The 19,510-nt window shown below is 59.6% G+C and carries 19 protein-coding genes; 11 read left to right on the top strand and 8 right to left on the bottom strand.

From position 1 onward, the window contains the following. The first annotated feature begins 83 nt into the window (after positions 1–83). The 6 genes from ACEE43_RS07360 (at position 84) to ACEE43_RS07335 (ending at position 6,602) form a co-directional block, all read left to right on the top strand. Entirely contained in the window at positions 84–1,709 is a 1,626-nt protein-coding gene (locus tag ACEE43_RS07360) for a type I-E CRISPR-associated protein Cse1/CasA (protein ID WP_449107791.1), read from the top strand. Further along, entirely contained in the window at positions 1,699–2,316 is a 618-nt protein-coding gene (locus ACEE43_RS07355; RefSeq protein WP_449107790.1) for a type I-E CRISPR-associated protein Cse2/CasB, read from the top strand. Before ACEE43_RS07360 ends, ACEE43_RS07355 begins: the two co-directional genes overlap by 11 nt. Positions 2,317–2,328: 12 nt before the next feature. After that, entirely contained in the window at positions 2,329–3,393 is a 1,065-nt protein-coding gene (cas7e, locus tag ACEE43_RS07350; RefSeq protein WP_449107789.1) for a type I-E CRISPR-associated protein Cas7/Cse4/CasC, read from the top strand. Beyond that, on the top strand, positions 3,378–4,103 hold the full coding sequence (gene cas5e, locus ACEE43_RS07345; RefSeq protein ID WP_449122308.1) for a type I-E CRISPR-associated protein Cas5/CasD: 726 nt from the start codon (positions 3,378–3,380) through the stop codon (positions 4,101–4,103). The genes cas7e and cas5e overlap by 16 nt, the downstream gene beginning before the upstream one ends. 161 nt (positions 4,104–4,264) lie before the next feature. Next, positions 4,265–5,386, top strand: a complete 1,122-nt coding sequence (locus ACEE43_RS07340) for a pirin family protein (protein ID WP_449107787.1) — start codon at positions 4,265–4,267, stop codon at positions 5,384–5,386. 400 nt (positions 5,387–5,786) lie between these two features. Beyond that, on the top strand, positions 5,787–6,602 hold the full coding sequence (locus ACEE43_RS07335) for an NlpC/P60 family protein (RefSeq protein WP_449107786.1): 816 nt from the start codon (positions 5,787–5,789) through the stop codon (positions 6,600–6,602). A gap of 69 nt (positions 6,603–6,671) precedes the next feature. Here the strand turns inward: ACEE43_RS07335 and ACEE43_RS07330 are convergent, their stop codons facing one another. Continuing rightward, positions 6,672–8,894 carry a ZmpA/ZmpB/ZmpC family metallo-endopeptidase gene (locus ACEE43_RS07330; protein WP_449107785.1) on the bottom strand — a complete coding sequence of 741 codons (2,223 nt, stop codon included), beginning with the start codon at positions 8,892–8,894 and terminating at the stop codon, positions 6,672–6,674. A 299-nt stretch (positions 8,895–9,193) separates the two neighbouring features. On the opposite strand from ACEE43_RS07330, the gene ACEE43_RS07325 reads away from it, so the two are divergent. The 4 genes from ACEE43_RS07325 to ACEE43_RS07310 are packed head-to-tail and all read left to right on the top strand — an operon-like array spanning position 9,194 to position 12,672. Continuing rightward, on the top strand, positions 9,194–10,330 hold the full coding sequence (locus tag ACEE43_RS07325; RefSeq protein ID WP_449107784.1) for a trans-sulfuration enzyme family protein: 1,137 nt from the start codon (positions 9,194–9,196) through the stop codon (positions 10,328–10,330). Positions 10,331–10,370: 40 nt separating this feature from the next. After that, complete coding sequence (locus ACEE43_RS07320) at positions 10,371–11,195, top strand: transporter substrate-binding domain-containing protein (protein ID WP_449107783.1); 825 nt, start codon at positions 10,371–10,373, stop codon at positions 11,193–11,195. Between the two features lie 57 nt (positions 11,196–11,252). After that, positions 11,253–11,930, top strand: coding sequence for an amino acid ABC transporter permease (locus ACEE43_RS07315; RefSeq protein ID WP_185173617.1), 678 nt, complete (start codon positions 11,253–11,255; stop codon positions 11,928–11,930). Further along, on the top strand, positions 11,923–12,672 hold the full coding sequence (locus ACEE43_RS07310; protein ID WP_449107782.1) for an amino acid ABC transporter ATP-binding protein: 750 nt from the start codon (positions 11,923–11,925) through the stop codon (positions 12,670–12,672). The genes ACEE43_RS07315 and ACEE43_RS07310 overlap by 8 nt, the downstream gene beginning before the upstream one ends. 158 nt (positions 12,673–12,830) lie before the next feature. Here the strand turns inward: ACEE43_RS07310 and ACEE43_RS07305 are convergent, their stop codons facing one another. Further along, entirely contained in the window at positions 12,831–13,094 is a 264-nt protein-coding gene (locus ACEE43_RS07305) for a type II toxin-antitoxin system RelE family toxin (RefSeq protein ID WP_449107781.1), read from the bottom strand. Between the two features lie 2 nt (positions 13,095–13,096). Then, positions 13,097–13,318, bottom strand: coding sequence for a DUF6290 family protein (locus tag ACEE43_RS07300; RefSeq protein WP_237186906.1), 222 nt, complete (start codon positions 13,316–13,318; stop codon positions 13,097–13,099). A gap of 136 nt (positions 13,319–13,454) precedes the next feature. On the opposite strand from ACEE43_RS07300, the gene ACEE43_RS07295 reads away from it, so the two are divergent. Beyond that, the gene (locus ACEE43_RS07295; protein WP_449107780.1) at positions 13,455–13,892 is read left to right on the top strand and encodes a GNAT family N-acetyltransferase; all 438 of its coding nucleotides are present in this window, start codon (positions 13,455–13,457) and stop codon (positions 13,890–13,892) included. A gap of 59 nt (positions 13,893–13,951) precedes the next feature. On the opposite strand, the gene ACEE43_RS07290 is transcribed toward ACEE43_RS07295, so the two are convergent. The 5 genes from ACEE43_RS07290 to ACEE43_RS07270 all read right to left on the bottom strand — a co-directional run bounded on the left by ACEE43_RS07290 (position 13,952) and on the right by ACEE43_RS07270 (position 19,409). Continuing rightward, positions 13,952–14,725: a trimeric intracellular cation channel family protein gene (locus ACEE43_RS07290; protein ID WP_449107779.1), complete on the bottom strand. Its 774-nt coding sequence runs from the start codon at positions 14,723–14,725 to the stop codon at positions 13,952–13,954. After that, positions 14,726–15,193, bottom strand: a complete 468-nt coding sequence (locus ACEE43_RS07285; RefSeq protein ID WP_449107778.1) for a gamma-glutamylcyclotransferase family protein — start codon at positions 15,191–15,193, stop codon at positions 14,726–14,728. Positions 15,194–15,345: 152 nt separating this feature from the next. Continuing rightward, entirely contained in the window at positions 15,346–16,560 is a 1,215-nt protein-coding gene (locus ACEE43_RS07280; RefSeq protein ID WP_449107777.1) for a glutathionylspermidine synthase family protein, read from the bottom strand. Positions 16,561–16,565: 5 nt separating this feature from the next. Beyond that, positions 16,566–17,174, bottom strand: a complete 609-nt coding sequence (locus ACEE43_RS07275) for a hypothetical protein (protein WP_449107776.1) — start codon at positions 17,172–17,174, stop codon at positions 16,566–16,568. Between the two features lie 126 nt (positions 17,175–17,300). Then, complete coding sequence (locus tag ACEE43_RS07270; protein ID WP_449107775.1) at positions 17,301–19,409, bottom strand: AMP-binding protein; 2,109 nt, start codon at positions 19,407–19,409, stop codon at positions 17,301–17,303. Positions 19,410–19,510: the final 101 nt, after the last annotated feature.

Here is a 19,510-nt window from a genome sequence, read left to right as displayed (position 1 = left end):
GAGCAATAATTTTCTGTACATATAATTGTATTGTTTGTTCTTATGATTTACTCTGGAGATACAGATACCGAAGGAGGTAGTCGTTGCTATCTAATGCTTTGACTGACATTCCCTGGATTCGTCTTGAGACGGATAAGGGCATGACTAGTGTCACTATAAGGGATACGCTCTTGTCTTCCCATCAAGAAGGAACAGCCCTTGATAAAAAAATCCCTGGGTACCTTTTAGGAGCCCAGATGCGGATTCTCCGAGACGTCCTTGCTGTAGTACTACGTCATGAAGAAGGGTATGAACCTCGAAAAGAAAAGAAACTAGCGAAAAAGATTCTTGAGCAGGGGTTAAGCGAAACAGCCGTGGATCAAGGGCTTAAACAACTAGAGGACGGCGCAGATGTTTTTTCACCTACCTTTCCCTTCTTGCAGCGTCCACCATTAGAGCCCACATCTTCCAGAGACTCTGCACGGCTACTTGCCCCTGGCAAGCAACCCGTTAAAAAACTGCTTCCTGCTATGCCGGCAGATCAGGGTGAAGATTTCTGGAACCTATCAGTAGCCCAGCAAGCTAGCTTGGGTCTGGTGGAAGCAGTGCAAAATATCGCAGTGCACCATCACTATTCCATGGCCGGAAACAATACCTATGATGGTGAAAAGTGCGCTATGGGCTCCCCAGGTGTTCGTTTCCTCGGGAAGGGAAATACCTCTACAGAGATTTTCTGGGAAGAGAAAAGCCTGTTGGCAACTCTCCTGCAGTCATTGCCTAAAACTTGGGTTCAGGGAGATGCCTTGCCAGCTTGGTGCGATCGACTGGGAGCTACAGCCCTGCTGGATGATGGGACGGAACACCCCCTGTGGGCGGGTACCTGGAGCTCCAACACGGCAGCTTGCTTGTGGGAAGGTGACCGTTTAGTTGGTGTGCGAATTGGCGGTATTCCTCAGGAGTGGTATCTACCTGCTATGGGTCAAGATAAGGATACTCGCAAGGACTGGTGGGACCATCGCAATACCCGCGATCCCTTGTATCTCTACATGAGGAATGAGCAAGGAGACCTTAAAGCTCAGCGGCTTGACTTAGGAAGAGATGCTACAGATTTAGCTGTCGAATGGGCAGCGGCGCATAAGTCTGTGGTAGCTAAAGAGCGACGAGATGACTGCTTCTACTCATCAGATGAATCGAGATTAGCTTTTATCCGTCATCAGATTGAAGGAACTGCATCGTCGCCTAGCATTCGTGCTTCACAGGTGTATACGCCGGATCCGGAGCGGTGGGCTTTTGGACAAAATGAAGATACTCAGGAGCTTATCCAAGAACAGGCTCGTGTGGTGCAGCAGATGCACGCTATTGTCTGTTCACCTTTTAGGCGGAAAAATGCTGGAGATGAAAAACGTGCCCTAGAGGGGTATGCGCCTGTTGTTCTTGATGATTTGGAGCAACTCAGGCCGGATGCCTCTGAGAATTATTGGAGGGCTATTACCCCCGTCTATATACGTTTCCTTCAGCATGACTGCGAGAATCGAGGCTATTTACCAAACTCGCTTCTTGAAGATGCGTTGCGAGCGGCTATAGGGGCATATGACGCAACCGTTTTGCCTTACCGTAACCAAAATATGGCCCGTATTGAATATGTGCGTGGGCAGCTTTATGCGCGTCTTAGGAAAGCAATGAACATTATCAAGGAAACCCCTAGTCAGGAGGAAGACGATGGTGAATAAAGAGCCAGCTGTTTGGTATCACCTCATTAAAAAGGTGAGCTGGATAGCAGAGCAAGAAAGCGGTTATGCCAAAGAGATTTCTGCTTTGCGTCGTGGGAATAGCTCTATAACTGAACATTATGCCTACCCTTACGTGTTGCCTTATGCGACAGATTTTAAGTCTGCAGATCAAAAGACAGCCCTTTTGAGAGTTGCTGCGATGCTCGCAGAGTACAGGGATATTCCAACATTTGATAGGGGTAATGGAGCAGGCTACCGTTCCTTCGGTTCCTGGTGCTATCACCTGTCGAAGCATCTTGCAGAGGGAAAACAAGCAGTACTAAACCCTGACAAGCCTGATGTTGTGGGTCAACGTCTTGCCTACCTTCATACGCAGTCACTTGAGGAGGCTGTTTTGAGTATTAGGCGGTTATTGGCTCTTGCTAATGGGTTGCAAAACCCACCGTCTCTCGATAAATACAACCTGGCAAAAACCATCATTTACTGGGGGAACGGATTATCTCCAGCCTCGCAAGATAATCGTCGCCAGGTGCTTCGAGATTACTACTCTTCATTTAACTACACCCTTTCACAGGCCGAGGGAAATTCATCGGCCGATGACCAGTAAGGATAACTGACCATGTCAAACCATCTAACTATCAGCATTCTGACCTCCGTCCCGTACTCCAATCTCAACCGGGATGATAATGGCACGCCCAAACGCGTTACCGTTGGCGGCGCCCTGCGCGCCCTTCATTCATCCCAGTCAGTTAAGCGTGGTATTCGTACTGCGTACGAAAATGCTTCCTTGGATCGTTCTGTACGGTCAGGGGATCTTGTTGGTGAGGTAGTAGCTAAGGCTCTGGAAATTTCTCCTGATACAGATGAGAAAACTCTCTTAAAAGCAGCGAAAACTCTTGTCGGTACGCTTACTAAGGGCAGCGGTAAAGAGGGGGATGACGAAGGTGGATCTGCACGTTCTTCTTGGCTCAGTGAAGAAGAAATTACTACTGCCGCAACAACTATCCTGGATAAAACCGACGCTGACTTTATCAAAGAAGGCAAGACCGGGTCCCTCGCAATAGCCAGCTTTGGTCGCATGTTCGCCAATGCTCCGCAGAAGAACACTGAGGCAGCTTTAAGCGTTTCACCTGGGGTGACAACCCACGCCGCTACTATTGAAACTGACTACTTCTCAACGGTAGATGATGTGAAGGAGCGCAAGGGTGAAACCGGTGCGACTTTCCTTGGCGTTGCCCAGTACACCAATGGAATCTTCTATCGCACTATTAGTATCGATAAGGCACAGCTCAAAGAATCCTGGACTGGGTTTGGTCAAGAGCGTTCAGAAGATAACCTCCGCGACCTTATTACCGCAATTATTTATGGTCTGCCTCGTGGCAAAGAAAACAGCACGGCTCCTTATATTCAGCCTGCCTTCGTCCTTGCTGAAGAACAGCAGTATCGCACTGCCTATGACTTCGAGACCCCCGTGCGCAACAGCGCAGAAGGTGGTTACTTGAAGCCCAGTATCGAGAGGTTGGCTGAACAGTATGCGCAGGCTCGCCGTTTTGACCCCGATAATTTTGGCCCCGTTGAGGCTCTTACCGGTACCTACCCTGAACTTGACGGAAAATTCGGTGATTTGAAGGCAACTTCCCTCAAAGAGTTTATTGATGCTGTTGTCGAATGGATTCAGCAGTGAGTGATTCTGTATATATCAGATTGGCAGGTCCTCTGCAGTCCTGGGCAGGGGCAGCAGTCACCGGCAATATCGTACGCACAGAGGAAATTCCCTCACCACGTAGCCTTCGTGGCCTTCTTGCAGGGGCTATGGGGTACAAGCGTGATGATGAAATGCCGACCTGGCTTGAAAGCATCCATTTTACTGTACGACAAGAACGCAGAGCGATTTTCGTAGATGACTTCCACACCATCAATCAACGTACCGGTGAAGAGAAATTTCGGCGTCGGTTGCTCTTGGCTCAGGGGATGAAAGCTAGTAGCGCTAAAAATCTAGTTTTTACTCCTGACGCTCAGGGTGGCACATCTATCGTCAACCGCACCTACCTGGCAGATACGGAATTTATTGTCCGTATTACAGCCGAAGGCCGTACCGAAGAAATCGATCAGGCTCTGCGTAGCCCACGATTCTCCACTTATCTCGGACGAAAAGCCTTCCCTGCGGTTTTTCCCTTCTACCTGGGCGTAGGTAACTCAGAGCTGCTCTATCAGCTCCCTACTGTTGCCACGAAAAAAGGTCAGGAAAAAGCGTTGGTCACTATCCATGAGTTCGTGCAGAATCAGGCTATAGCCCCCTTCACTACGGAAGTCCCTGCGGTTTCTAATCGTGGGACTTGGCTGAAGGACGTCGGCACGCAGCTAAAGCGTCGCAAGACTGTCCTCTCTGCCTAGGGTGCACCGCTGAATGCGACTCGTTTTCCCAACAGGACGTTAAAACAACGCCCGCTCGGGAAAAGGAGTCGCATTCGGCGTATCTGCCCTCCGCCGTCCGCTTGTCCCGGCCGTCCGGTCAAACCCACCCACCCCCGTCCGCCCCGGCGTACACTAAACCTATGAAACTCATTGAGCCTCGCCCCGTGCCCCTGGGTGGGCTGCGGGCCATGACCGTCCGCCGCCTGCTGCCCTCCCGCGACCGCCGCATGGTCGGTGCCTGGTGCTTCATCGACCACTACGGCCCCGACGACGTCGCCGTCACCGGCGGCATGCGCGTCGCCCCGCACCCCCACACCGGCCTGCAAACCGCCAGCTGGATCTTCACCGGCACCATCGAACACCGCGACTCCCTCGGCACCGTCGCCGACGTGCGCCCCGGCGAGCTCAACCTCATGACCGCCGGCTACGGCATCAACCACTCCGAATACTCCACGCCAGACACCACCGTGCTGCACGGCATCCAACTCTGGATCGCCCTGCCCCACCAAGACATGAACACCGCCCCCGCCTTCGAAAACTTCGTGCCCGATGCCCTCACCTTCGGCGGGCAGGGGAGTGGGCAGGACGCGTCCGCCCCGGCTCCGGTGCAGGCCCGTGTCTTCCTGGGGGAGTTGGGTGTGGCCGTCGACGGGCAGACCCTCACCGGCTCGTCGCCCGTCACCACTTTCTCGCCCCTACTCGGCGCTGAAATTCTGGTGGGTGCCCCCGGCTCCGACCCCGAGGCAGACAAGAACCCGGCAGACGACGCCCCGCGCCGCACCATCACCCTGAGCATCAATCCCGAGTACGAGCACGGCTTCGTGGTCGACACCGGCGCTCTCCTTATTAAGGGCCAGCAGGTAGCTGCCGACGAAATGCTCTTTATCGAACCCGGCACCACCGAACTCACCATCGAGGCAATCGGCGACACCCGCCTGATCTTGCTCGGCGGAGCCCCCTTCGGCGAAAAAATCGCTATCTGGTGGAACTTCATCGGCCGCTCCCACGAAGACATCGTCGAAGCCCGCGCCGCCTGGAACGCCCAGGCCGAGAGCTTCGAGGCCGTCACCGCCCCGGCGGGTGCCTCTGGTGCTGACATTGTGACCGATGGTGCCCTTGCCGCCGGTCAGAGCGATACCGCCGATCACCCCCGCTTCGGCGGGGTGGTGCTCCTGCCCGGTGAATACGACGAAAAGCCCCGCACCTCCGTCATTCCCGCCCCGGAGCTACCCAACGCCCGCCTGAAACTGCGCGGCGACTAGCCCCGGGCAAGGGGGCGGACGGGCGCGCGTCCGCTTGTGTAGTACCTGAAAGGTATCGGCCGGGTCGCGGCTTTGTCATGAAACCGTGACCCGGCCGTTGCCGTGTCGCAGATTATTTCGGTGTGTTCTTGCCGCACAGGTTACTCGCCAGTAACCAGCTGTGACCAGTCTTAACAGCTGATTCCCAGGCTGTTCGGGGGACCCATTAAGACGTGACATAGGGCAGAAAAATCAACTTTTTATAACGATTTGGTATACATCGTTACCAAATCGTTATAGGCTGTTCAAAGTCCAATCAGCTTCCGAGGGAAGCATGGGAGCCCACAACCCCACGTACGGGCCACCCAGCAGTAGCAGCAACCCGGCTGCGAAATCTCAAGAAGAGACGAAAGGTACAACATTGCGTCGTTCACTCTCAGTAGGTGCGGTAGGTGTCATCCTCTCCGGTGCTGTTCTCGCAGCAGCAAACGCATCGGTAAATGAAGCCCCGCAGACCACCGTAGACAACGGTGCAGCCGTTTCAGCCCCCCTGCTCAAGGCATTCGCCGTTGCAGGTGAAGGCAAGGTCGTAAGCTGGGGCGTTCCCGCTTACATCGTAGCTCCCGAAAAGCCCGTTGAAGCAACCCCCGTTATCGAGGAAGCTCCCGTTGAGGAAGCCCCCGTCGTTGAAGAGGCTCCTGTAGAAGCTCCGGTTGTTGAAGAGGTACCCGTAGAAGCTCCCGTAGAGGAAGCTGTCGTCGCAGTTCAGTCAGAGACCATTGAGGTCGTAGAGGCTGCTCCTGCTCCCGCTCCTGTTGAGACTGTAGCTCCCGCAGCGGCTCAGGCACCTGCTCCCGCAGCAGCCCCCACTCTTTCCACCACCACCAACCAGGCTAAGCGCGATGCCGTTGTAGCGGCCGCTAAGGCCGCTGCAGCTGTCAATGCTCAGACTGACTGCACCATGCTGGCAACCAACTCCCTGCGCGCCGCTGGCATCAACTTCCACGGTTGGCCCATGGACTACATGTCACTGGGTACTGTCACCAGCAACCCCCAGCCCGGCGACCTGGTTCTTTACCAGTCCAACGGCTTCGGTCAGCAGCACATCGCTGTTTACATTGGCAACGGCCAGGCTGTACACGGCGGCTGGAACGGCATGGGCACCTCCATCTTCTCGGTGAACCTGCCCACCGCGTCCGCACCGATCTTCGTAACCCCCGCTGGCTACAACAGCTAAGCAGACAGCCTCAGGCGTCTTTTCTTGAGAAAGGCCCCGCTCCCTCACCAGGGAGCGGGGCCTTTTTTGCTAGCCCTGCAGGGCCGCCCGGTAGAAGGAGGCCTTGAGCTCGCGCACAGCGGTCACCGACCAGATGGCGCTGGTAGAGCCTGCCCGGGCCTGCTGCAGGTAGGGCAGGTCGGCGGCTAGTGCCCGGTCGAACTGGGCCCGCAGGTCGTCGAGGGAGGCGATGCTCTGGCCGCGGTGGGTGAAGGGGAAGACCCCGGACGCCCCCGCCCGCTCAAGCCCCTGGCGGTAGCGGGCCGCGCGGTCGGCGGCGTAGTCGGCAATGCCGATCTGCCCCATGATGAAGCTATCCGACAGGGCCCCGCCCGCAGCGGCCTTGTACTGGTTAGAGATATAGGGGACCATGCCCTCGTCGTAGCCCTTGTAGGCCAGCAAGTCGAAGGCTTGACGGCGGACGGTAATATCGCCGGGTGCCCCGGTAGCGGGGGTGTAGGCGCCGTAGGCGGGGTCGAAGAGGGGGATGGTGTAGTAGCTGTTGGCCGGTGCGGTGCCGATGGTGCTGATGCCGCGCCACTGGTAGCGGGATACCACCAGGCCCTGGGTGGTGAAGTCTTCCACCGTTGAGAGAGCGGCGGCCTCGTCCACGGTGATGGTGCTGAAGGTGTCGTCGGTGTGGCCGGTGGTGCCGCGCGGGGTCTGGCTCAGGCGGTTGAGCAGGACGGCGCGCTCTTCGGCCGGGCGGCGCAGGATAGCTTCTGCTTCGAGGGCATCCAGCAGGTAGAGGGTGTCGAGCTGCTGGCGCATGTAGGCAGAGAGGTCTTGCTTGGTGGCGAACTGCTCGGGGCTGCCGTTGTGCAGGCGGTCGGCGACCGAGGTCCAGTCGAAGTACTGGTTGAAGCCAACGATAGCTGAGGTGGGGCTGTCGGGGCCCTCGAAGATACCGCGGGCGATTGTTTCGGGGCCAAAACCGTCGCGCAGGCCACCGCCGTTGGTGAGCAGGGTGTCGTCGATGAGGTGAGTCATCTCGTGGCCGTAGGTGGTCACACCGTTGGCAGAGATGGCCTTGCCCATGAAGTAGCGCATGCCGGTGCCCTCGGCCTGGGCGGTTGCCTGAGTGTAGGGTGCCCAGAGGTTGAGGGGTGCGAAGAAGTCGCTGATAGCCCCGGGGTTGGTTTTAGGCAGCCAGGAGGTTGAGATGTTCTGGGCCTTGTAGCCCTGGAAGGTGTCAATCGCTAGGCGGTTACCGGTGAGCTCACCCGCGTAGGCGGGAGCCAGGCGGGTCCAGAGTTCCACAAAGGCGTTCTGCTCGGCTGCCCGGCGGTTGAGTTCGTCGATGAAGGCGGTCTTTTCAGCGGTGCTGCTACCTGCGGTAGCGGGGTCTATATAGGTGTAGGTGTGGCCGAAGGTGATAGAGGCCGGGGTCGTTGCAACATAGACCCCGTCATTCTCCTGCGAAAGCAGGGGCAGGATAAAGCGCTGGGAGGCAGGGTCTGCCGCCAGCTTGCTGTAGAGCGGGGCGGCGTCGTCCGCAATGATGGCCCCGCTCTGCTCTCGCATCCAGGCGTCCAGGTCGCTGGTGCCTGCCCGATCTGCGATAAAGCTGGTGAGCTCGGGCAGACGCACCACGGTGCGGTGGGCGGTGGGGGAGTTGCTGAAGGCCAGCACATTGGCCCGCTGGGAGCCGATGTTGAGAATGTAGTCAACAGGGTCAACCCCTGCGATACCGAACTGCTCAGGGTTGGTGATGAGGGCTTCTGCCACATTCACACCACCTAGCTCGAAAGAATAGAGTGACCGCAGGTAGGCCAGGCCCAGTAGGAACTGTTCCTTGCGCCCGCTCACTTTGTTGGTGATGAGGGTTTCGCGCTCTGCCTCTGAGAGGTGGGCGTAGAGGGGGTTTGCGGCAATCGCGGTGAGGGTGTTTTGGGCCAGGAGCTTTGAGACGTTGAACTGCTTCTCAAGACCGGTAGCTTTGAGCACCTCGGGCTGGAGCTCAGCACGGGCCTCTGCCTCGGTCACGGAGTTGAAAGGACGCCCGGTGCGGCGAGAAATCTCTAGCCGCTTGTTGGTGATGTCGGTAAAGCGAATGATGGGTGAGAGCGAGTCGTAGACGGTCTGTGACTCGGTAAAGGAGATACCGCCCAGTTCTGCTGCCAGGGTGGCAAAAAGGTCAGCGGACGGCGTTGATGCGGCGTAGGCGGGCACCGCCGAGCTGGCAATGATGGTGGGGGCAGACCAGGCTGCGCCCTGAATGAGGGTGCGGCGATGAATGGGGGAGGCAGGCATAGAGAACTCTTTGTGTGGTGTCTGAGGGGATGTGTGTGAGGTAAATACGGCCCTGAGCGACAGCGGACGATCGGGCGCAGGGCTCGCACCTCTTCTTTAAGAATACCGGCTGGAGGCAGCCGGGAGCAGGTAGTGTGTGCCGGTGAGGCTCGTGTGCTGGTGCGGATGTGCCCTTGGCTATATCTCTTGTGTTTGCCCAAGAGTAACGTCATAAATGCGTAACATTAATTCTCTGCCTTGCAGATAGCAGGTATAGGCTCTATAAATACGCTTTTTTCTTGACGCCGAAAGGAATTACTGTGGCAGGCTTTACCACCCGCGCAATCCACGCCGTGCACTCTAACGAAGAACAGGCCGTTGTACCCCCGATTTACACCGCCTCCACCTTCGGCCAGCCTACCGACGGCACCGAAGGCCCCTTCGAATACCAGCGCGGCGGCAACCCCACCCGCTCCAAGGCGGAAACCACCCTCGCCGCTCTTGAGGGTGCTGAGCATGCCTTCCTCTACGCCTCCGGCATGAGCGCTACCGCCGCAGCCATGGGAATCCTTGAACACGGCCAGACCCTCATCATGGGCATGCCCGTCTACGGTGGCAACTACCGCTTCGCCACCATCGAACTCCCCAAGCGCGGCGTCACCAACGAACTGGTCTACGACCTCTCCACCCTCTCCGACGCCCACTTTGAGGGCAAGAACGTGGGCATGGTCTTTATTGAGACCCCCTCCAACCCCACCCTGCGCGTCACCGACATCAAGAAGGTCGCCGAGCTGGCCCACCGCCACGGGGCCCTACTGGTCGTCGATAACACCGTCATGACCCCCTACCTGCAAAAGCCCCTGGAACTGGGTGCCGACATCGTCGTGCAGTCAGCCACCAAGTACCTGGCCGGTCACGGCGACCTGCTCGCTGGCGTCGCCACCACCAACGATGCCGACCTGGCCGACAAGCTCTTCAAGGCCCAGCTGATTTCCGGCGGTGTGCTCTCACCCATCGACTCCTACCGCCTGCTGCAGAACGTCAAGACCCTGGCCCTGCGCATGGAACGCCAGCAGGCCAACGCTGAAGCCATCATCGAGGCTGTCGCCGCCCACCCCGCCGTAGAGACCGTCTACTTCCCCGGCTCCTACAGCGCCGAAGAAGCTCAGATCCAGGCTGAACAGGCCACCGGCAAGGGCGCCCTCTTCTCCTTCACCGTCAAGGAAGGTCACGACATCAAGGCCTTCCTCGACTCCCTCAAAGTCTTCACCTTCGCCGTCTCCCTCGGCGGCATTGAGTCCCTGGTATGCCTACCCACCACCATGACCCAGGGCGCCTACTCCCAAGAAGACCGCGATGACGCCGGCCTCACTACCCGCCTGGTGCGCGTAGCCGTCGGCATCGAGGACGTCGACGACCTGCGCGCAGACATCATCGGCGCCCTCGACGCCGCCTAAGCCTTCCCCACAACAAACACAATCACCGAAAGGTAAACCCATGCAGAACATCACCCGCCGTACCGCGCTCTCCGCCGCTGGCGCGTCCGCCCTCGCCCTGGCCCTGGCTGCCTGCGGCTCCTCCTCATCTACCACCTCTGACTCCTCTGCCGCAGCCGACAAGCTGCAGGCCATCAAGGACGCCGGTAAGATCCGCATCGGCTTCGAAGGCACCTTCGCCCCCTGGAACTACCACAACGAAGCCGGCGAACTCGTTGGCATGGAAAAGGAAATCGGCGACCTGATCGCCGCAGACCTGGGCGTCACCGCCGAATACACCGAGACCCCCTGGGACTCCCTGATCGCCGGTGTCGACGCGGACCGCTACGACATCGTCATCAACAACGTCTCACCCACCGAAGAGCGCAAGCAGAAGTACGACTTCTCCAACCCCTACGTCGCCTCAGAAGGCAAGGTAGCCGTCCTGCAGGACTCCAGCCTGCAGACCATCGCCGACCTCAACGGCGCCACCGCAGCCTCATCAGAGACCTCCAACTTCCGCACCCTGCTGGAAGAAGCAGGCGCCCAGATGACCATCGTCACCGGTTTCGACGAAGCCATTGAGCAGGTCCTCACCGGCCGTGTAGACGCCTGCGGTAACGACGCCGTCACCTTCGCCTACTATCAGGAACAGCACCCCGACGCCCCCATTCGCCTGCTCGACGGTGTGCTCGGCGACGCCTCCCAGTCCGCAATCCTGATGCCCAAGGGCGCCACCACCCTGCAGACCGCCATCAACGACTCCATCGCCAAGCACCTGGAGAACGGCGACTTCAAGGCCATCTACGAAAAGTACGTTGGCATCGACCTCAGCCCCAAGGCCTAACCCGGCCCCGGCAAGCCGAACCCCGGCGTCCGAACCGAAAGTAACCCGTAGAACACTATGGACCGCTACCTAGAACTCTGGGCACAATCCCTGCCCTCCCTGCTGCTGGCCACCGTGCAGGTGACCATCCCGCTGACCCTCATCTCCTTCGTCCTCGCGCTGGTACTGGGTCTGCTGGCCACCGCCGCCCGCAACCTCAGCCGCTACAACCCGCTCAACTGGCTAGCCACAGCCTTCGTGTGGTTCTTCCGCGGCACCCCGCTTCTAGTGCAGCTCTTCCTGGTGTTCTACGGGCTACCCCGCGTCGGCATCACCCTCGACACCTGGCCCGCCGCCATCATCGCGCTCAGCCTCAACACCGGAGCCTACGTGGCAGAGACCTTCCGCTCAGCCTACGCCTCGATTCCGCGCGGCCAGTTTGAAGCTGCCCGCACCCTCAACTTCACCAAGATGCAGACCCTGCGCCACGTCGTCATCCCGCAGGCCACCCGCATCGCCCTACCCCCGCTGGGTAACGACCTAATCGACCTGGTCAAGGGCACCTCCCTGGTATCGGTCATCTCTATGGTCGACCTCTTCCAGTCCGGCAAGCAGGTCGCCGCCCGCACCTTCGAACCGCTGGCCATGTACCTTGAAGTAGCCGCCATCTACCTGGTCATCTTCACCCTTCTCTCCATCGCCCAGCGCGCCCTAGAGAAGCGCACCAGCCGTTACATAAGGACAGTCAATGCTTAGCCTGAAGAACCTCACCAAAAGCTTCGGCGAGAGCACCATTCTGCGCGACATCTCCCTCGACCTCGAAAACGGCGAAACCACGGTTATTCTCGGGCCCTCCGGCTCGGGCAAGTCCACCCTGCTGCGCTGCCTGAACCTGCTCGAAACCCCCGAGTCCGGCGTCCTGACCATCGAGGGCGACTCGGTGGACTTCGCCGCCGGCCTGAGCGACGAGCAGGTACGAACCATCCGCAAGCACTCGGCCATGGTCTTCCAGAACTTCAACCTCTTCCCCCACTACACCGCCGAGCAGAACGTGGCCCTGGCCCCGGTGCTCAACGGCAAGATGGGTAAGGACGCCGCAGCTCGGCTCGCGCGCGACCTGCTGGAAAAGGTGGGGCTGGGGCATAAGGCAGACTCCTACCCCGATAACCTTTCGGGCGGCCAGCAGCAGCGCGTCGCCATCGCCCGCGCCCTGGCTGTTGCCCCCGACTACCTGCTCTTTGACGAGCCCACCTCCGCCCTTGACCCCGAGCTTGAAGCCGAGGTTATTCGCGTGCTCATCGACCTGGCCCGCGAAAAGCGTTCCCTGGTGGTTGTTACCCACAATATGGCCTTCGCCCGCCGGGTCGCCGACCGCATCGTCTTCCTCGACGGCGGCAATGTGCTTTATAACGGCGCCCCCGAAGCCTTCTTCGCCTCCGACAACGACCGCATCCAGCGCTTCCTGCAGATCTTCGAGATGACGGACTACCGGATCTAAGGCGCTGGGACGCTAGAGACGGCCTGGACGTAGCGATGCCTGCCTGAGCTTCGCAGAGCCGACTTCACCCCGTCCTTTCTCTCTTCACCCCGAGATAATCACTAGGGCGAAGAGAGAAAGGACGGGGTGATGTGTTAACACCAGAGGATCTCAGAGGGCTACCGGTAAATTGCTGAGCGGTGACCAACGTCGAGAGCGATAATCTGCATCTGCTGATCTTCAAATTTTACGAGTACTCGAAAATTTCCTACACGATAACGCCACAGGCCAATCTTGTCAGCTGTCAGCGCTTTTCCCCGATCCCTCGGATTATCTAACTGAACTACCTGGTCAAGGTAAGTCTTAATTCTACGAATATCCGGCTTATCGAGCTTTCTAATCGATCGTTCAAACTCTTTTGCCAGCACTAATTGCCAGGCCACATTCAGACCCCGAGCTCATCCCACAATTCCTGGGCGGGGCGGGTCTCACGACCGTCTGCCTCGAAGCGCGCCAACGCCTGCTGCGCCCATACCTGTTCTTCCTGCTGCTCAAGATAATCAAGTACAGCAGAACGCACTAGCTCTTCGGTGCTCGTACCAAGAGCGGAAGAAAGACTCTGTAGCTGTGCCTCTTCAGTAGCTGTAAACTCAACATGCACGGTCATAGGTTCTCTCCTTACTGTGCTTTCCAGTATGGCAAACGGCTGTACTTTCAACAATAGGATATTGTTCTGGGCTTGCTTTCTGTAATGAAAAAGCTGGCAGTATTTTCAGGGATAAGCGCACGGTAAAGTTTTGCCCATGACCACCGCTTTTACTTTTTCAGTAGGTCTGGTACCTAGCCAGCAGGAACTGGTAGATCTCTATACCTCTGTTGGGTGGAGTGCTTACACCGACCACCCTGAAGACCTGGTGCCCATGTGCACCGGTAGCCTTTACCTGGCGGTAGCCCGCGAGGAGACTACCGGCCGACTCGCCGGGCTGGTGCGGGTCGTCGGCGATGGGGTCAGCATTAGCTATATTCAAGATTTACTCATTAACCCGGACTTTCAGAAGTCCGGCCTTGGTTCCCGCCTGCTCGACATGGCGCTGGCTGCCGTCGGCGGCGTCCGCCAGGTCTACATCACCACAGACACCCACCCTAGCAACCAGCACGTGATTGACCTTTACCGGGGTAGGGGCTTCAATCCCGTCGAGGGCTACGGCTGCGTGACCCTGGCACAATTTACCTTTGACTAGGTCAAAGGGGTCTTTCTTAGGCCCATCATTTTATACTGTGGAAACCGTAAAACTATCCCTTACAGCCGCCCCTCGCGGTGGGCTCGGGCTGTTTCTTCGTCAATAATGCGCATTTCCTGGGTCAGCGGGGCACCGGGCACCCACCGGTCGCGTGAACCTGAGCGGCGGCGTCCTAACCGCAAGCGGGGGCGGGGAACCTTGAACTGAACCGGCTCCGGCAGCTGCCAGCGGCGCCACCGCGCCAAAATACCCATGACCAGGCAGGTCACAATAGAAAGAGCCATGCCCAGCACCTGCTGATCCCATACAACCACGCACAGGGCAACCTCAGAAGCCCCCACAAAAGCCACCGTGGCATAGAGCGGGCTCCCACCCAGAATCGCCGGAATACGGTTGACCATAATATCGCGCAGAGCCCCACCGCCCACAGCTGTCACCACACCCAGGGCAATCGCCGGCAGCCAGTGCAGACCCAGGGCGAGGGCCTTGATGGTTCCGGTGGCGGTCCAACAGCCCATGCCCAGAAAATCCGCCACGAGCAGGGTGCGGTCAGCCCAATGGGACCCAAAATCCATCAGATAGGCCAGGGCCGCAGACCCCAGCGCAGCCACCCAATAGTAGCTATCGGTCAGAGCAACGGGAAAACCGGTATCGAGCAAAACATCGCGAATAATGCCCCCGCCCATCGCCGTAATGACCGAGAAAATAATGAACCCCACAATATCAAAACGGTGGGCGCGAGCAACCGCCCCACCCAACAGACCGTTGGTGACAATAGCGGCAACATCAATCACACGGAACCAGGTCTCTGGCTCAAAATCAAAAGGGGGCATTTACTCGGTCCACTCGCCGCCCGGCACCAGGGGGTAGCGCTCGCGCAGCTGCGCCTGCTTGCTCACCGGCGGAATATAGACCCAGGCGGTGACTTGCTCACCGGTAACTGTGACCACCTCGGCCAGCACCCGGTTGTAGAGGTTATCGTCGTGCACAGGACGCTCCGAGTCAGTTCCTTCCAACTGGTCGAGCGAGGCGGCAACAGCTTCCCAGTCGGCGGGGTCTACGAAAACCAGGGTGCCGCGCACCACCGGGGCGGGGGCGTCCGCGCCGGTATCACCGCTACCAGCTGACGTGCTGACCGGGGCGGACGCCGGGAGCAGATAAGGGTAGGAGCCGTTAGTGACCAGCTCGTAGCCGGTGATGGTCGCATCGACCCTGTTGGCATCCGCCCCGCGGAACCAGTGATGATTGCTCATACCGGGGCGTAGGGTGCCGTAAACAAAAACGGGGTGGTGGGCTGTCATGCCTCTATCGTACCCATTGGGTTTATTGAAGGCGTAGGTGAAGCAGGCTCGCAGCGAAGCTGCTGGCTCGGCGGCTGGCGTGAATCGCTTGTGAGCGTCAGCGAACCAGCGAGAGGGTCGGCAGCGAGCGCGAGCCTGCTTCACCTACTCGCTTACTTGAGCACCGTCGGCACGAACCGGCAGTAGCCGTCGGTAATTGCCCCGTCTGATTCGCGCACGCCGAAGCCCACGGAGCGTCCGCCCACCACCCAGGCCCCGATGATGGGGTAGTTGGGTTCGCCGGCGTCCCCGGTGAAGTTGGGCGGCTGCACGTACTGCTGGTAGATGTACTCGTGGTCGGCGGCGGTTTCGGTCATGTAGCCGTCGGTGTGGGCAACCTGCACCCCGTGGGTCGGGGCGTTCACCACGATACCGTCGCCCTCCCGCCCAAAGATGGGTTTCTTGACCCAGTTGGTGAAGCCGTGGCCGGGCGACAAGGACGCCGGCAGCAGTAGCGGATGCCCCGGGTAGAGTTCCCAGAGGGCGACCATCAGCACCTTGTTGGAGAGGAACATCTTCCAGGCCGGTTCAAACCAGTTCTCCATGGCAGCGTAGCCGCCGTCGAAGAGGACCTGCCCGTAGGCGTCCTCAACCATGTCTTCCCAGGGGTAGAGCTTGAAGAGGTTGTGCACCTGCCGGTCGTGGTGATCAAGCCAGATGCGGCGGTCGGCGTCCCAGTAGAGGTCATCGATGCGCATGATGTGGGTTTCCCAGCCCGCCATGTGCGCGGCGTGGGCTACGACCTTGAGGTTTTCAAGGTCCTCGCCGAGCTCGTCGATGTCTTCGTTCACGCAGGCCAGGTGCAGAACCGGGTGCTTGACCCGCTGACGGATCTGCGCCCAGCGGGCGACAAAGGCGTTACCCAGGTCGTTCCACTCTTTGAAGCCGCGCAAATCCAGGCGCTGGTCATTGAACCAGGTGGACTGGCTGACCGCCGCCTCCACCAGGCCGGTGGGAGTATCGGCGTTGTATTCCAGAATTTTGAGCGCGTGAGTCTCGGGGTTGTAGACAAAATCAAAGCGGCCGTAGAAGTCGTATTCGTGCCAGCGCCAGGAATCAATCGCCAGTTTCAGCGCAGCGTCGCTCAGCCCAAGCTTGTACTTGAGGGGGCCGGCAATGATGTGGTCGATGGCAGCAACGCACATGCGGTGGGCCTCTTCGACCTGCTCCTGCAGCCAGAGGGCCTCAGCCACGGTGAATTCGTAGGCAGCAAACTCGTTCCAGTAGTGGTCGGTGTCGTCGGGGCCTTCGAGCGAATAGACCAGCCCCTCAGCGGCGATAGTCTGCTCCCAGTTATGGCGGCCCAGGGGGAAGGACAGTCGTCTCATTGGCCTTAGCCTCCCTTGGTTCCGCCGCCGGTCTTCGACCCGCCGCCAAAGCCGCCGCGACTCTTCTTGGTGGTGGTGTCTTTCTTGGCATCCTGGTTGAAACCGCCGTAGGAGTCCCCGCTCTGGCTCGACTTCACCTGCGAGTTCTCCACGGTATAAGAGCTCTTTGACTCGCGGAAAGACTCGGCAAACCCGCCGCCCTGCGAGGGCAGGTTACGGAAAATCGTGCCATCGGACGGGCGGCTCTCCGACCCGCCTGCCACCTTCTCACCCACCTTGGGTAGGGTCGATGACGAAGAATAGGGCACCCAGTAGGAGCGCCCGGTGCCGCCACCGCTGGAACCTGAGCTGCTGCCGTCCTCGCACTCGGAGTTCTCAAGGCGCTGCCCGGTGCCGGGGTCGTAGCAAATCTCGGCGTACTCCTTGGAGCTGCCGCTGATCTGTGAACTGGTGGAGGAGCGTCCGCCCTGCTTCTGCGACGACGAGGACGAGCTGCCCAACAGGGGCGCAACACGGGTCGGGGCGGCGTGGTTGGTAGCGCCAATACCGATAATGGCTGCCCCGCCCGCAAGCAGGGCAAGCACGGTCTTGGTCGCGCGTGAGAACCTTGGCATGGAATCTCCCGATGGTAGGTGAGTGCGTTCCCTCCCTATTTTAGGTCGGGTAGGCGCTCACCTGCGCAAAGGGGCGCCCGCAGAGTGGGCAGGCGGACGCGGACGCGCGGGGCGGTTCGGGTGCCTCTAGCGGGTTGCCAGCACCTGGGCGATAGCTTCGAGAGCTTCCTCGTTCTGCAGGGAGGAGGTATCGCCCAGTGACCGGCCCTGGTAGAGCTCACCGAGCAGGCGGCGGGTAATCTTGCCCGACCGGGTCTTGGGGATATCAGCTACCGCGATGACGTCCTTGGGCTTGGCAATCGGCCCAATCTCGTGGCGGATGTGCTCGGTCAGCGCCGCCTTCAACTCTTCGGCGCTCAAGGCACGACCGGCCTCAGAGAGAGTCACATAGGCAACCGCCTGGTGGCCGGTCAGCTCGTCCTCCACCGGGCAGACCCCGGCCTCCACCACAGCCTCATGCGTGACCAGGGCAGACTCAATCTCAATGGTCGACAGGCGGTGGCCCGAAATGTTAATGACATCGTCGATACGACCCAGAATATAGACATCGCCCTCGTCATCGACCTTGGCGCCGTCACCGGCCAGGAACCAGCCGCGCTCGCCGTAGTGGCGCCAGTAGGAATCGAGGTAGCGCTGGGGGTTGCCCCAGACCGTGCGGGCCATGGACGGGCCAATCTTATCGACCACAATGAAGCCCTGCAGGCCGGGCTCCACGTCGACCCCGTGCTCATCGACCACGCGGGTTGAGATACCCGGAACTGCCCGGGTCGCACAGCCGGGCTTGGACGCGGTGTGGGGCGCGTCGTCCGCGAAGGTGCCAGCGGGCGCGAACTGGGGGTCGTGCGGACGCGGCGAGCAGACGGTCGAGCCCGTCTCGGACTGCCACCAGGTGTCGATGAAGGACGCGGTGCCCCCGCCCACGTGCGTCCGTAGCCACCGCCAGGCCTCGGGGTTGATGGACTCGCCCACCGACCCCAGCAGACGTACCGACGAGAGGTCGTACTTGTCGGCGGGTGGGCCGTCGGGGAAGGCACCCATGAGGGAACGAATCAGGGTGGGAGCGGTGTAGTAGTTGGTCACCCCGTAGCGTTCAAGCACCTCAAAATGGCGCTCAAAAGTGGGGGTGTTGGGGGTGCCTTCATAAATCACCTCGGTAACGCCGTTGAGCAGCGGCCCGTAGATTTCGTAGGTGTGGGCGGTGACCCAGGCCAGGTCGGCGGTGCACCAGTGAACGGTGTTCTCGACCTTGGCGGGGTCGTTGACGGTTGATAGCTCGTCCACGCGGCGCTGGCCACTCTCGTCCTCAATCTCGGGGAGCAGGTCAAAGAGCAGGGCGTGGGTGTAGGCCACCTGGGTCAGGTAGCCCGCGGACGTGTGCACCAGGCCCTTGGGCTTACCGGTGGTGCCGGAGGTGTAGATGATAAAGAGCGGGGTTTCAGCGTCAAAGAGCTGGTAATCGTGGGTGTCGGGCAGGTTATCGACCAGGTCGTGGTACCAGACGTCTCGGCCCTCGGTCCAGGGCACAGCGGCATGGGCTTCGGGGGTGCCAGCGGTGCGGTCAACCACAATAACGTGCTCGATACTGTTCTCACCCGAGCAGGCTTCGTCGGCGGTGGCCTTGACCGGAACCACGGTGCCGCGGCGGTTCTGCCCGTCGGTGGTGATGAGTACCTTAGCGCCGGTGTCTTCCACGCGGAACTTCAGGGCCTCAGCCGAGAAACCGCCGAAGACCAGGGAGTGAATAGCGCCAATGCGGGCGCAGGCAAGCGTGAAGATGATGGTTTCGGGAATCACCGGCAGGTAAATGACTACACGGTCACCCTTGCCGATGCCGAGTTTCTCCAGGCCGTGGGCTGCCTTAGCGATACGGCGCTGCAGCTCGGCATAGGTAATGGCCTCGCGGTCACCGGGTTCACCTTCGAAGTAGAGGGCCACCTTATCGCCCTTACCCGCTTCGACGTGGCGGTCTACGCAGTTGTAGGCAACGTTGAGCTTGCCGCCCTCGAACCACTTAATCTCGGGTACGGTGAACTGCTCGATACCCTCATCATCGAGGCCCAGGCTCTGGGGCTTGGCGAAAGTGTGGGGGTTGGCCTCATTGAAGAGCTCACCCCAAGTCAGGCGGGACTTGGCCTGGTCTGCCCAGAACTGCACGCGGGCCTCATCTGAAATCAGAGCCGGGTTGGGAGTTGGGGTGGAAGGGTCGGTGTAAACGAAATCGGCAGGTGCGCCCAAGGGTATCTCCCATCGGTAGCTGGCTGTAGCACCGGCGCCGGTTCTCGCAGGACGCCCGTGGGCGGCTTGTTCGGCGTGGTTGCTGCGATCGTCGTAGAGCC

This window comes from Rothia sp. 11254D007BW, assembly GCF_053548195.1.
The sequence above is the reverse complement of the archived record's forward strand: the minus strand, read 5'-3'. Positions and strand labels throughout refer to the sequence as shown.